The 12794-nt window shown below is 61.4% G+C and carries 16 protein-coding genes; 6 read left to right on the forward strand and 10 right to left on the reverse strand.

Features of this window, described 5'->3' with window-relative positions; all coding sequences use genetic code 11:
• Positions 1 to 48: 48 nt before the first annotated feature.
• Together JL39_RS23860 and JL39_RS23865 are read left to right on the forward strand one after the other, a co-directional pair.
• A complete protein-coding gene (locus tag JL39_RS23860) occupies positions 49 to 708 on the forward strand; it encodes an outer membrane lipoprotein carrier protein LolA (RefSeq protein WP_037156637.1) in 660 nt (219 codons plus the stop codon).
• Positions 709 to 814: 106 nt separating this feature from the next.
• On the forward strand, positions 815 to 1618 hold the full coding sequence (locus tag JL39_RS23865; protein WP_037156638.1) for an exodeoxyribonuclease III: 804 nt from the start codon (positions 815 to 817) through the stop codon (positions 1616 to 1618).
• A gap of 93 nt (positions 1619 to 1711) precedes the next feature.
• Here the strand turns inward: JL39_RS23865 and JL39_RS23870 are convergent, their stop codons facing one another.
• Complete coding sequence (locus JL39_RS23870; RefSeq protein WP_037156640.1) at positions 1712 to 2167, reverse strand: cyclic nucleotide-binding domain-containing protein; 456 nt, start codon at positions 2165 to 2167, stop codon at positions 1712 to 1714.
• Between the two features lie 16 nt (positions 2168 to 2183).
• Positions 2184 to 2867 carry a response regulator transcription factor gene (locus tag JL39_RS23875; protein ID WP_037156642.1) on the reverse strand — a complete coding sequence of 228 codons (684 nt, stop codon included), beginning with the start codon at positions 2865 to 2867 and terminating at the stop codon, positions 2184 to 2186.
• A 241-nt stretch (positions 2868 to 3108) separates the two neighbouring features.
• On the opposite strand from JL39_RS23875, the gene JL39_RS23880 reads away from it, so the two are divergent.
• Complete coding sequence (locus JL39_RS23880; protein WP_037157265.1) at positions 3109 to 3657, forward strand: L,D-transpeptidase family protein; 549 nt, start codon at positions 3109 to 3111, stop codon at positions 3655 to 3657.
• 17 nt (positions 3658 to 3674) lie between these two features.
• Here the strand turns inward: JL39_RS23880 and JL39_RS23885 are convergent, their stop codons facing one another.
• The 3 genes from JL39_RS23885 to JL39_RS32840 all read right to left on the reverse strand — a co-directional run bounded on the left by JL39_RS23885 (position 3675) and on the right by JL39_RS32840 (position 5950).
• A complete protein-coding gene (locus JL39_RS23885; RefSeq protein ID WP_037157267.1) occupies positions 3675 to 4223 on the reverse strand; it encodes a histidine phosphatase family protein in 549 nt (182 codons plus the stop codon).
• Positions 4224 to 4333: 110 nt separating this feature from the next.
• Positions 4334 to 5743 (reverse strand): 3-isopropylmalate dehydratase large subunit, encoded by a 1410-nt coding sequence (leuC, locus tag JL39_RS23890; protein WP_037156644.1) that lies wholly within the window; start codon positions 5741 to 5743, stop codon positions 4334 to 4336.
• A gap of 78 nt (positions 5744 to 5821) precedes the next feature.
• On the reverse strand, positions 5822 to 5950 hold the full coding sequence (locus tag JL39_RS32840) for a hypothetical protein (RefSeq protein WP_152601252.1): 129 nt from the start codon (positions 5948 to 5950) through the stop codon (positions 5822 to 5824).
• A 117-nt stretch (positions 5951 to 6067) separates the two neighbouring features.
• Between JL39_RS32840 and ppk2 the strand changes: the two genes are divergently transcribed.
• Both ppk2 and JL39_RS23905 read left to right on the forward strand, forming a co-directional pair.
• Positions 6068 to 6982 (forward strand): polyphosphate kinase 2, encoded by a 915-nt coding sequence (gene ppk2 / locus JL39_RS23900; RefSeq protein WP_037156648.1) that lies wholly within the window; start codon positions 6068 to 6070, stop codon positions 6980 to 6982.
• A gap of 238 nt (positions 6983 to 7220) precedes the next feature.
• Positions 7221 to 8033 (forward strand): phytanoyl-CoA dioxygenase family protein, encoded by an 813-nt coding sequence (locus tag JL39_RS23905; RefSeq protein ID WP_037156650.1) that lies wholly within the window; start codon positions 7221 to 7223, stop codon positions 8031 to 8033.
• A 180-nt stretch (positions 8034 to 8213) separates the two neighbouring features.
• On the opposite strand, the gene JL39_RS23910 is transcribed toward JL39_RS23905, so the two are convergent.
• The 3 genes from JL39_RS23910 to rplS form a co-directional block, all read right to left on the reverse strand.
• Entirely contained in the window at positions 8214 to 9029 is an 816-nt protein-coding gene (locus JL39_RS23910) for an amino acid ABC transporter permease (RefSeq protein WP_037156652.1), read from the reverse strand.
• A 4-nt stretch (positions 9030 to 9033) separates the two neighbouring features.
• Complete coding sequence (locus JL39_RS23915) at positions 9034 to 9831, reverse strand: transporter substrate-binding domain-containing protein (RefSeq protein ID WP_037156654.1); 798 nt, start codon at positions 9829 to 9831, stop codon at positions 9034 to 9036.
• A gap of 138 nt (positions 9832 to 9969) precedes the next feature.
• Positions 9970 to 10515: a 50S ribosomal protein L19 gene (gene rplS / locus JL39_RS23920; protein WP_037156656.1), complete on the reverse strand. Its 546-nt coding sequence runs from the start codon at positions 10513 to 10515 to the stop codon at positions 9970 to 9972.
• Positions 10516 to 10775: 260 nt separating this feature from the next.
• Here rplS and JL39_RS23925 point away from each other — a divergent pair, with 260 nt between their 5' ends.
• On the forward strand, positions 10776 to 11522 hold the full coding sequence (locus JL39_RS23925) for a sulfite exporter TauE/SafE family protein (RefSeq protein WP_037156658.1): 747 nt from the start codon (positions 10776 to 10778) through the stop codon (positions 11520 to 11522).
• Here JL39_RS23925 and trmD read toward each other — a convergent pair.
• Positions 11504 to 12199, reverse strand: coding sequence for a tRNA (guanosine(37)-N1)-methyltransferase TrmD (trmD, locus tag JL39_RS23930; RefSeq protein WP_037156661.1), 696 nt, complete (start codon positions 12197 to 12199; stop codon positions 11504 to 11506). The two genes, JL39_RS23925 and trmD, sit on opposite strands and share 19 nt — an antisense overlap.
• Entirely contained in the window at positions 12199 to 12759 is a 561-nt protein-coding gene (gene rimM / locus JL39_RS23935; RefSeq protein ID WP_037156663.1) for a ribosome maturation factor RimM, read from the reverse strand. Before rimM ends, trmD begins: the two co-directional genes overlap by 1 nt.
• Positions 12760 to 12794 lie beyond the last annotated feature (35 nt).

A 12794-nucleotide genomic window follows, 5' to 3' on the forward strand; every position in this document is an offset into this window, starting at 1 on the left:
ATCAAGCCGCCGCCTTTCGCACGGAGGAATATACGGAAGGAGACCTGAATGAAGAACGAAAAAACCATCCTTTCAAATTTCCGTTCAAATGCGATCGGCCGCAGGCAGTTTTCTCTCGGGCTTGCGGGATTGGCGGCGGCTGCATTTGCGCCGGGCCTGGGCTTCGCCCAGGGCGCTCCCGGCTCAGTTGCGGCGCAGAAGATCGCCGATCATTTCTCGTCGGTCAAAACCATGATGGGCGAATTCGTCCAGTTCGGTCCGCGCGGCGAGCAGACCGGCGGCAAGTTCTATATCGAGCGCCCGGGCAAACTGCGCTTCAATTTTGAGGATCCCTCACCGATCCGGGTGATCGCCGATGGCAAGAACGTCGTGATCGGCAACCTCAAGCTCAAGACGTGGGACATCTACCCGCTCTCCAAGACGCCGCTGAGCCTGCTGCTTGCCAGCCGCATCGATCTCGGCAACCAGATGGTCCGCGATGTGCAAGAAGAGTCCGATCTCACCACCATCGTTCTCGGCAACAAGACAGTCTTCGGCGATTCGACCATTACCATGATGTTCGATTCGAAGACTTATGACCTGCGCCAGTGGACGATCACCGACGCGCAGAACAAGGACACATCGGTGATGATCTACAATGTCCAGAACGGCGTGAAATTCGACGATAAGGTCTTCACCATTCCCTATGCGGAAGTCAGGAAGATGTAGCGCCGAGCGCTGCTCGAAACGAAGGGCTAGGTGGAAAGCGTTGCCCTTTTCGCTTCTCACGGCATGAAAAATTTCCTAAACCTCGGCAATACGTCGGGGTTCAATCATGACATTTTCCATCGCCACCTGGAACATCAATTCCGTTCGGCTGCGCATGCCGATCGTCGAGCAGTTCCTCGTCCGCCACAAGCCGGATATCCTCTGCCTGCAGGAGATCAAGTGCCGGGAGGCGGAATTTCCGCTGCAGCCGCTCAAGGATCTGGGCTACCGGCACATCATTATTCACGGCCAGAAGGGATATCACGGCGTCGCCATCGCCTCGAAAGTGCCGCTCCTTGAAGATCACCGGCAGGATTATTGCGGCGTCGGCGACGCCCGGCATATTTCGGCGATCTTCGAGCGCGGTTCGCGGCGAATCCGGCTCCATAATTTCTATGTGCCGGCCGGCGGCGATGAGCCCGATCGGTCGATCAACCCGAAGTTCGGCCACAAGCTCGACTTCGTCGAGGAGATGAAGGCGCTGAAGGCGGGTGCGGTGCCCGGCATTTCCTCCATCCTCGTCGGCGATCTCAACATCGCGCCGCTGGAACACGACGTCTGGTCGCACAAGCAGCTCCTGAAGATCGTCAGCCATACGCCGGTCGAAACCGAGGGTATGAAGGAGGTCATCCGGCAGGGCGGCTGGCTCGATCTCATGCGCCATCACACACCGGAACCGACAAAGATCTACACGTGGTGGAGTTATCGTGCCAAGGACTGGGAGGCGGCCGACAAGGGCCGCCGGCTCGACCACATCTGGTCATCGCCCGACCTCGGACCGTTCCTCGATCGCATCGAGGTGCTGAAGGAAGCGCGCGGCTGGAACCAGCCTTCCGACCACGTGCCGGTGACGGCGGTGTTCAAGTTCTGAAATTCAAGGTGATGCCCGCCACTTATCCGCCTGCTGGCATCTTCTCCCCGCTTGCGGGTAGAGGGTCGGGGGGAGGGGCACTCGGTTGCAGGCTCAAGCGAACCTGTGTCCCATCGCCGCCGCTGCCTTGGCGAGGCTGGCGATATTGTCGCGAATGCGGCTCTCGATCACCCTGCCGACTTCAGGATATTCTTCCAGAAGACGGTGGAACAGTGTCCGGCTGATTTTCAGCGCTTCGGACTCCGTGATCGCCAGGGCCGTAAACTTCCGCTCCACCATGGTGACGAGCGCGAGTTCTGACAATAGCGTTCCGGGACCGACCGTCGCCTCCACCTTCATCTCGCCGTTGCGGTCCGACATCAGCAGTTCGAAGCGTCCCTTTGCTACGATGAACGCTGATTCCGCCGGTGACTTCTCCCGGAACAGTTCCTGGCCGGGCGCTACCTGCCGTCGCTCCGCACCGAATGCGACAAGGCGAAGCTGGTCGTTGTTCATGTCCTTGAACAGCGGAACCTGGGACAACAGGCGGATATCTTCGGCGAGAGACATGGTCAGGTCCTGCCTGTCAGGGGACGATCTTGTAGCCGCCGTTTTCGGTAACCAGGATTTCGGCGCTGGAGGGGTCGCGCTCGATCTTCTGGCGCAGGCGATAGACATGGGTTTCCAGCGTGTGGGTGGTGACGCCGGAATTGTAGCCCCAGACTTCCTCGAGCAGCACGTCGCGGGTCACGACCTTCTGGCCGGCGCGGTAGAGATAGCGGATGATTGCCGCTTCCTTTTCGGTGAGCCGGATCTTCTTGCCGTCCTCGGTGGTGAGCAGTTTCTGGCTCGGCTTGAAGAGATAAGGGCCGACCGTGAACGTTGCGTCCTCGCTCTGCTCGTACTGCCGAAGCTGAGCGCGGATACGCGCCAACAGGACCGCGAAGCGGAAGGGCTTGGTGACATAGTCGTTGGCGCCGGCTTCGAGCCCGAGGATCGTATCGGAATCGGTATCATGGCCGGTCAGCATGATGATCGGCGCCTTGAAACCGTTCTTGCGCAGGAGTTTTACCGCCTCGCGCCCGTCCATGTCCGGCAGGCCGACATCCATGATCAGGAGATCGATCTGGGCGCTCTTGGCCGTTTGCAGCGCCTTGGCGGCATTCGGCTCCTGAAGGATCGAGAATTCATCGTAAAACGACAGTTGCTCGACCAGGGTCTCGCGCAGATCGTCGTCGTCATCCACCAGGAGTATCGTGCGGGCTGCCATGCTTCCTGCCTTTCGTCTTGTTCGCCTCGGCGTCTGCAATTTCCGCGTGCCGAACGCGATCAGAGTCCTCGATCTAAATCCCTACAGCATCGACCTGAAAATCGAAATCGATTTTCGGAAGGCAAGATGCCTAGAGTCAAATATGTTGGAGCGTCCCTTGTGCGTCCGTAAGGACGCGCGACGCTCTCATGTGCTATGAATTCAAACGAAATCATATTCAAAGCAAAAACTTGTGAGAAAAATACAGCGTTTTCGCGGCCCGGGCCGCAAGCCGAATGTGATCGCCGTCAGGACGGCGCCGCGCGATCGCCGGCGAGCGATCGTATCCTTTGACGGTATCGCATTGCCGGCAGCGATCGGCCGCTCCGGCACAAGCGCCTTCAAGCGGGAAGGAGACGGCGCGACGCCGATTGCCGCGATGCCTCTTCTTTATGGTTTCGTGCGTGGCGAGCGGGTGCGTCTGTCGCCGACGGCCTTGCCAATCAAGCGCATTCGAAAGGACATGCTTTGGTGCGACCTGCCGTATCATCCTTCCTACAATCGCCTCGTCAAGGCGCCCTTCCGGCCGAGCCATGAAGAGATGATGCGTGCCGACGGGCTTTACGATATTTGTCTCGTGCTCGACTGGAACATCACTTCGCGACGCCGCCATCGCGGTTCGGCGATCTTCTTCCACCTGATCAAGCCCGGCTACCAGCCGACCGCCGGCTGCATTGCCGTCAGCTTCCGGGACATGCAGCGGCTCATCCGGTTCATGAGGAAGGGAACGGCCGTGCAGGTGATCGGCTGATTCCGGGGCTCCGTCGCTCACTCAAGGGAACGTGGCGTGACAAAGCGCTCCAGGCGGCCGGACCCCTTGCCGATGCTTTGCCAGTCTGCCGCGTCGAAATCGATCACGGCAAGGCCGGCGGTCGGATATTTCTCCGCCATCGCCTGTCGGGCGTCTGCGTTGCCCGTCCCGACCAGGGTGAGCGCAAGTTGCTCGATGCCGGGATTGTGCCCGATGATCAGAACGCTGCGGCAACCGGGTTCGACTTGCGCCAGGATATCCAGAATCGTCGTTGCAGGTGCGGCATAGAGTCCGGCGAAATTGCGCGCTTCCACGTCCCTGGGCAACTTCTCGCGAACCAGCGCCCACGTCTCCTCTGTCCGCCGCGCCGTGGATATGAGGGCAAGATCAGGGACGAGTCCCTCGCGGGCCATATAGTCGCCCATCAGCGAAGCCGCTTTGCTGCCGCGCGTCGCGAGAGGCCGTTCCTTGTCCGCCACGCCTTCCGGCCATGCCGATTTCGCATGCCGCAGGAAGATCAGCCTGCGGTCCGTTTCATTCGACTGTTTTTGCGGTCGCTTGGACATGGTGGCCATTATGAGGGCAAAGCGGGCGCTTGTCTGCCTTTCAGGCCAGCATCAACAAAAATGCCGCCCGCGGAACGGGCGGCATGCGTCTGACCTCATGCGGCGAATGATTACTTCCACTCGCGGATATCGACGAAGTGGCCGGCGATCGCGGCTGCGGCGGCCATGGCCGGCGAGACGAGATGGGTGCGGCCCTTGTAGCCCTGGCGGCCCTCGAAATTGCGGTTCGAGGTGGAGGCGCAGCGTTCGCCTGGCTTCAGACGGTCGTCGTTCATGGCAAGGCACATGGAGCAGCCCGGCTCACGCCATTCGAAACCGGCTTCCTTGAAGATCTTGTCGAGGCCTTCGGCTTCCGCCTGTTCCTTGACGATGCCCGAGCCCGGGACGATCATGGCATTGACCGTGGAGGCCACCTTCCTGCCTTCGACGACCTTCGCCGCGGCGCGCAGGTCCTCGATGCGGCCGTTGGTGCAGGAGCCGATGAAGACGCGATCGACCGCGATATCGGTGATCTTGGTACCGGGCTTCAGGCCCATGTAGTCGAGCGCACGCCACTTGGAGGTACGCTTCGTCTCGTCCCGGATGTCGTCCGGGTTCGGCACCACGCCTTGAACCGAGACGACGTCTTCGGGGGAGGAGCCCCAGGAGACGATTGGCGGCAGGTTGGCGGCATCGAGAACGACGACCTTGTCGAAATGCGCGCCTTCATCCGTCTTCAGCGTCTTCCAGTAGTCGAGGGCCATGTCCCAGGCCTTTCCCTTCGGGGCGCGGGGCTTGTCCTTGATATAGGCGAAGGTCGTTTCATCCGGCGCGATCAGGCCGGCACGGGCGCCGCCTTCGATCGTCATGTTGCAGACCGTCATGCGGCCTTCCATGGAGAGCGAGCGGATCGCTTCGCCGGCGAATTCGATGACGTGGCCGGTGCCGCCGGCAGTGCCGATCTCGCCGATGATCGCGAGGATGATGTCCTTGGCGGTGACGCCCGGCGGAAGCTGGCCGTCGACGCGCACCAGCATGTTCTTCGCCTTCTTCTGCACCAGCGTCTGGGTGGCGAGCACATGCTCGACTTCGGAGGTGCCGATACCGTGCGCCAACGCGCCGAAAGCACCATGCGTCGAAGTGTGGCTGTCACCGCAGACGATCGTCATGCCGGGCAGGGTGAAACCCTGTTCCGGACCGACGATATGGACGATGCCCTGGCGGACGTCCTTTTCGGAATAATACTCGACGCCGAAATCCTTGGCGTTCTGGGCGAGCGCCTCCACCTGGATACGGCTTTCCTCATTCTTGATGCCCTCGTGGCGGTCGGCGGTGGTCGGTACGTTGTGGTCGACGACGGCGAGGGTCTTTTCAGGCGCGCGGACTTTTCGGCCGGCCATGCGCAGGCCTTCGAAAGCCTGCGGCGACGTCACTTCGTGCACGAGGTGACGGTCGATGTAGAGAAGACAGGTGCCGTTTTCGTCTTCGGAGACGACGTGGTCGTCCCAGATCTTGTCGTAAAGGGTGCGGGGTGCGCTCATGGCTGTGCTATCCGTAAAGCTGAATGGAACGAGGGATGTGGGTGCGGCAGCCGCAGGCTGCCTTCAAGCTGAGAAAGATCAGCTAAGTCGGTCGCAAAGCGCCCCGGAAACGCGCGCGAAGAAGCGTGCCGGCAGGCGTTTGTGGTCCTGCAGCACGATGAACTGGTTCGCGAGGCATCCGAATTTCGATCCCATAGCGGCTTCCATATCAGTTTCCAACGAAATCGGCAACGGGATTGCGTTGCGGACGACCTGTCGCATCGCTGTCATAAAGTTTTCGCCGAAACGTGCTTGATCTGGGCTTCCAAAACAGAGGGATGCTCAATGTCCGAACCCATTCACGAACAGCTCAGCCGCATCAAGGAAGAGATTGCCGACAGCTTCGATGAAGAGCTGGAAATGCAGATGGAGGAAGATCAGCTTGATGAGCTGGTCGTCGAGGGCATGTCAGGCCCCGCCGAGCAGACGCTGGACCGCAGGATCTATTTCCGCGAGCTCTTCCGTCTCCAGCATGAGCTTGTCCGCCTGCAGGATTGGGTCCAGTACAAGAAGCTGAAGATGGTGGTGATCTTCGAGGGCCGCGATTCCGCCGGCAAGGGCGGGGCGATCAAACGCGTCACCCAGCGCCTCAATCCGCGCGTCTGCCGCGTCGTAGCACTCCCGGCCCCGACCGAGCGCGAGCAGAACCAGTGGTATTTCCAGCGCTATGTGCCACACCTGCCGACGGCCGGCGAAATGGTGATGTTCGACCGCTCCTGGTATAACCGCGCCGGCGTCGAGCGGGTCATGGGCTTCTGCACGCCGGACGAGCTGGAGGAATTCTTCCGCTCTGTGCCGGAATTCGAGCGCATGCTTGTCCGCTCCGGCATCATTCTCCTCAAATACTGGTTCTCGATCACCGATGAGGAGCAGGAATTCCGCTTCAAGATGCGCATCCATGATCCGCTGAAGCAGTGGAAGCTCTCCCCGATGGACCTCGAAAGCCGCGTTCACTGGGAGGAATATACCAAGGCCAAGGAGGAGATGATGGAGCGCACCCACATTCCGGAAGCGCCATGGTGGGTCGTGCAGGCCGTCGACAAGAAGAGGGCACGGCTCAACATGATTGCCCACCTTCTTGCGCAGGTTCCTTACGAGACGGCGCCGAAAGAGACGGTCATGCTTCCCGAACGCGTCCGCCATCCGGACTATATCCGCCATCCGGTGCCGCCGGACATGTACGTTCCGGAAGTCTATTGATGTAGATCGCGCCTCGCGGCCGTTGACGCTGCGGAGCGCGGACTTTACCTTGGTCCGATCATGATGATGAACACTCGCCATATCGCTTCGGTCTTCTTCATAGCCGCCTGAGCTGCAGGCCATGAAGAACACGAGCCAAGCCGCGACCCTTCGGGCCGGCGATGGTTCATGACCGAAACACTCCGTCCCGAGCATCGTGCGTGCCGATGAAGCGGAGCATCAGCTGAGAGTTTTTAACATGACCGATCATCATCCTGCCCAGGCGCGGGCGCTGTCTGCTGCCGAGATCACTGCCTTCATCCGTGACGGCTTCGTGCGGATCGACAATGCCTTTCCCAAAGAGATCGCTGCGGAAGCTCGCAACATCATGTGGCGCGACATTCCTTTCGATCGTGACGATCCGAAAACCTGGACGCTGCCCGTCGTCCGGCTACCCGGCTATGGCGGCGGACCGTTCGAGATCGCTGCCAACACAGCGGTTCTCCATCAGGCTTTCGACCAGCTCGTCGGCAAGGGCCGCTGGCTGGCGCGCAAAGGGCTCGGCAGTTTCCCGGTGCGCTTTCCGCATCCGGACAGTGCCGGCGACGACGGATGGCATATCGACCTCAGCTTCCCCAAGCCCCTGTCGAACCCGAGCGAACAGCATGACTTTTCCAACTGGCGGGCGAACTATACCTCGCGCGATCGGGCGCTGCTGATGCTCTTCCTGTTCTCCGATGTCGGGGAGAACGATGCACCGACCCGCATCCGGCCGGGTTCGCACATGGACATGGCGCGGCTGCTCGAACCGGCTGGCGAAGCGGGCATGCCGCCGATGAGGCTGGAGCATGTCGGCACCGGCCGCCCGGAGGTGCTGGCGACCGGGGAGGCCGGTACCGTCTATCTTTGCCACCCCTTGCTCATCCATGCGGCGCAGAAGCATCGCGGCACGGAGCCGCGTTTCATGGCGCAACCGCCGCTCGGTCTTGCGGAGCAATATCGATTGGAGCGCGAGAACGGCGGCTACTCGCCCGTCGAAATCTCGCTGCGTTTGGCGCTCGGAAGAGCTTGAGATGGAACGTGAGGCGGCCTCCGGGCCGCCGCCTGGGCTTTGTTTGACAAACGCTGCTCCGCCCTCGACGTCATCCTCGGCCTCGTGCCGAGGATCTGCTGCACCTCACGGGATAAAATGGTTGCAGATGCTCGGGACGGGCCCGGGCATGACGGAATATAGTTTGCAGTCTTCGCGCCTTCACCGCTCTGTCCGTCTGCGCATCCGACCCTCGATGCTGCGCAGCATGAGCGACAGGCCGATCGTCAGGATGAGGTAGATATAGGTGACGATGGAATAGGTCTCGAAGAAGCGGAAGGAACCGGCCGCATAAACCTTGGCCATCTGGGTGATGTCGGCGACGCCAAGCACCGAGACGAGCGATGAATCCTTGACCATCGAGACGAAATCGTTGGAAAGCGGAGGGAAGATCACCCGCATCGCCTGCGGAAAGACAATCAAGCGGAAGCGCTGGAAGCGCGTGAGACCAAGCGCCTTGGCCGCCTCGATCTGCCCTTCATTCACCGATTGAAAGCCGGCGCGAAAAATCTCGGCAATGAAGGCGGCATAGCCGATCGTCAGGGCAATCACCGCCCGCCACAGCGGCGAAACGTCGCGCACGAGAAGCGCTTCCGCCCATCCCCGCGCGATCAGCGGCGCCAGCGCCCAGTTATAGAGCGCCACGAAACCCGGTGCGCCGACGAAGGCAATATAGAAGAGCAGGACGAGGATCGGGATGCCGCGGATCAGTTCGACATAGAAGCGAGCGATCTGCCTCAGCACGACGTTGCCGGAAAGTCCGGCTAGCGCGATCGCCAGACCCAATGCCGTCGCAAGCGCGAAGGCGGCCAGCGTCACGCCGATCGTGATGCCGATGCCTTTGACGACGACACCGAAGACCTGCACGTAGAGATCGCTGGCGGCTATGACAATTGCGAGGCCGAGGCAGAGAGCTCCGAATGCCACCAGCCACCAGGGGAAATCCTCAAGCCCGGCTTTCCAGCGCGGAGGCGCCATGCCCTTATTCGCCCATCTTGTAGTCGAGGAACCATTTCCTGTTGAGCATATCCAGCGTGCCGTCGGCCTTCAGCGCTGCGATCGCCGCGTTGACCGGCGCGACGAGGTCGGACCCCTTGTTGAAGATGAAGCCAAAATCCTCCGTGCCGAGCGGTTCACCGATGGTCTTCAAGGAGCCGCCGGAGGCCTTGACATAACCTTCGCCGGCAGTGCTGTCCGTCAGCACCAGGTCAACGTCGCCCGCCTTCAGGGCCTGTACGGTCGCGCCGAAAGTCTCGAAGAGCTTGATCCGCGGGTTTTGCTCATTGCCATCCAGAATCTCATAGACCGCAGTGTAGAATGGACTCGTTCCCGGCTGCGCGCCGATCAGTCCGTTGTCCAGGGCGGCAAAGCTCTTGGCATCGGTAAACCGCTTCTCGTCGCCGCGCACCAGCATGAGTTGCTGCGAGCGCATGTAGGGATCGGAGAAATCGACCTTCTCCTTGCGGTCGTCCTTGATCGTGATGCCGGTCATGCCGATGTCGTATTGGCCGTCGGAAACCGCCTGGATCATCGCGTCCCAACTGGTGTTCTGGTACTCGACCTTGAAATTCAACCGTTTGGCGATTTCGTTCATAGCGTCATATTCCCAGCCGATCGCCTGGCCGTTCTTGGGATCCACGAACTGCAGCGGCGGATAGGCGTTTTCGGTCACGATGACGACGGTCCGACCCTTCAGGTCCGGCAATTCGGCGGCAATACTCAGGGCCGGGGCGAGAGCGAGCGCAACAAAGCCGGCGAGAACGGTGCGTCGGGCGAGCATCGAAAAACTCCTAGAAGATCAGTCGTCCGAAATTCTCACATTTCAAAAGCGGATGGCAAGGCGCGTCATTGCGTCGACTGCGCCACAAACAAAAAAGGCGGCACGCCGGCCGCCTTTTCCGAAATGATTGTCCGAAGCTTATTCGGCAGAAGCTTCCGCAGCCTTGGCTGCTTCGGCAGCTTCTGCTGCGGCCTTTGCTTCTGCGGCTTCGGCTGCTGCCTTTTCCGCGGCAAGCGCCTGGGCGGCTGCGACCTTCTCGGCCTCGATGCGTGCACGCTCCTCGGCGGCTGCGGCGCGCTCTGCTTCGTTCAGCTTGCGGGCGCGGGTATTGGTGTTCTCGACGATACGGGCCGACTTGCCGCGACGATCGCGCAGGTAGTAGAGCTTGGCGCGGCGGACCTTACCGCGGCGGACCACTTCCACGCTCTCGACCATCGGCGAGCAGATCGGGAATACACGCTCGACGCCTTCGCCGTAGGAGATCTTGCGGACGGTGAAGCTTTCGTTGAGGCCACCGCCGGAGCGGGCGATGCAGACGCCTTCATAGGCCTGCACGCGGGTGCGGTTGCCTTCCGTGACGCGCACGTTGACGCGGACGGTATCGCCCGGGGAGAATTCGGGAAGCGTGCGCTTGGCTTCGATCTTGGCGACCTGTTCGGCCTCAAGCTGCTGAATGATGTTCATCGTTTCAAACCTTTGGTTCTTCTGAAACAGCCAGAGCGCTCGATGATCCCTGGGTCAAAGCCTCGGGGTTTGCCTTGTCGGCAGAGCGGGTTCGCCATTCTTTGTTGCCGGTCGATGGGACAGATCCCATTTCCGCGTGGGCCAATACACGAAACGAACCCGCTTGTCATCCCTTGCATCGCGATTTTGTGACGAATGTGCCGGCCGTTGCCGCCTGGTTCCGAAGCGGCTATGTCACGCGTAAGGGATGAGGAAACACCATGACAATCACGATGATAGCGTTGCTCGCCGCCGCGGGCTTTCTGTCCGGTGCTGTGAACGCGATCGCGGGCGGAGGCACGTTCCTGACATTCGGAGCCATGACGCTTGCGGGCGTTCCGCCGATTTCCGCCAACGCCACCTCGTCGATCGTACAGTTTCCTGGTTATATCACCTCGACGATCGCCTATCGGGATGAGATCGCTCACCGCTGGCGCAGCGCCCTCCTGCTGGCCATCGTCTCGGTCGTCGGCGCGTTTGCCGGCGCTTTTGCGCTCCTGTCGCTCGACAATCCTTCCTTCCGCCAGATCGTTCCCTGGCTGCTCGCTGCCGCGACGGCTGTATTTGCCGCCGGCCCCTGGCTGAAGCCGAAATCCTCCACCGAACGGTCGGGGAATTCGCCCGCCTGCATCATCGGCCAGTTCCTGACATCCATCTATGGCGGCTTCTTCGGCGCCGGCATGGGCATCATGATGCTCGCGGTGCTGGGCATCACCACCGGCGGGACGTATCATCATCTCAACGCGCTGAAGAACCTGCTGGCGGTGCTGATCGCGGCAGTCGCCATCGTGGTTTTCGTGGGCGGCGGGGTGATCGCCTGGGCCGAGGCCATTGTCATGATTCCGGCCGGCGCACTCGGCGGATATGCGGGTGTGTGGATGGCGCGGCGCGTGCCGCAGTCCGTCATGCGCTGGTGCGTCGTTGCCGTCGGGATCGGCCTGACGGTCTACTATTTCGTGACTGGCTGATTGGAGAGAAGGTCCGGCCTGCGTTCGGCCGTCAGCTTCCTCGCTTCTTCGAGCCGCCATTTCTCGATCGCCGCATGATTGCCGGAGGTGAGCACGGCCGGGATTTCCCGGCCCTCGAAGAGCTGCGGCCGCGTGTATTGCGGATATTCGAGGAGGCCGTCCGCGAAGCTCTCGTGGGTGCCGGAAAGCGCGTTGCCCATGACGCCCGGCAGGATGCGGATGACGGCGTCGAGCAGCGTCAGTGCAGCCGGCTCGCCGCCCGAGAGGATGTAGTCGCCGATCGACACCTCTTCGAGGTTGCGCGCATCGATCACCCGCTGGTCGATCCCTTCGAACCGGCCACAGACGATCACCACGCCATCGCTTGCGGCGAGCTCACGCACTCGTGCCTGCTTCAGCGGTCGCCCGCGCGGGCTCATCAGCAGGCGAGGCCGGCCGTCATCTTCGGAAACACGGTCGATCGCCTTCGCCAGAATATCCGGCTTCAGCACCATGCCGGCGCCGCCGCCGGCCGGCGTATCGTCCACCGTGCGGTGCCTGTCCTCCGCGAAATCGCGGATCTGCACCGTATCGAGCGACCACTGGCCACGTTCAAGCGCCTTGCCGGCCAGCGAAAAGGCCAGATGCCCCGGGAACATTTCCGGGTAGAGCGTCAGGATTGTCGCGCGGAAGGTCATCACTTGCCTTTGCGGGGAGGGGGCGTCCGGCCGTCGTCGGGGTTCTCGATCAGCCCCGCCGCCTGCGGGTCGATGAGGATCCTGCCGTTTTCGAGGTCGATCTCCAGCACTGCCGCTTCCGAAAAAGGGATCAGCGCCGGGCGACGGCCGGGACCTTTGAGCTCCAGCAGGTCGCCGGCGCCGAAATCATAGACGGCGCTCACGGTGCCGTAGCTCTTGCCTGCCTCATCGACGGCTTCGAGGCCTTCGAGATCGGCATAATAGAATTCGTCTTCCTCCAACTCCTCGTCCGGGAGGTTGTCCCGTTCGATGAAGAGTTCGAGACCGTTCAGAGCTTCGGCAGCACTGCGGTCGTTGATGCCTCGGAAGCGGACGATCGCCATATTCTTCGCTTCGCGGATTTCGAGGATCTCGAAAACCCGCCCGTCCTCGCTGTGCAGGTGACCGTAGTCGCCGAGGGCCGTCGGGTCGGCCGTATAGGACCGCACGCGTACCTCGCCCCTCAGGCCTTGAGCAGAGCCGATCGTTGCCATCAAAACGGGGTTTTCAAGCTTCGCCATGCGGGTCGTTCCGGTTGTATTGCGCCTCATTTAAG

The organism is Rhizobium sp. YS-1r (genome assembly GCF_000757525.1).
Lineage (GTDB): Bacteria > Pseudomonadota > Alphaproteobacteria > Rhizobiales > Rhizobiaceae > Neorhizobium > Neorhizobium petrolearium.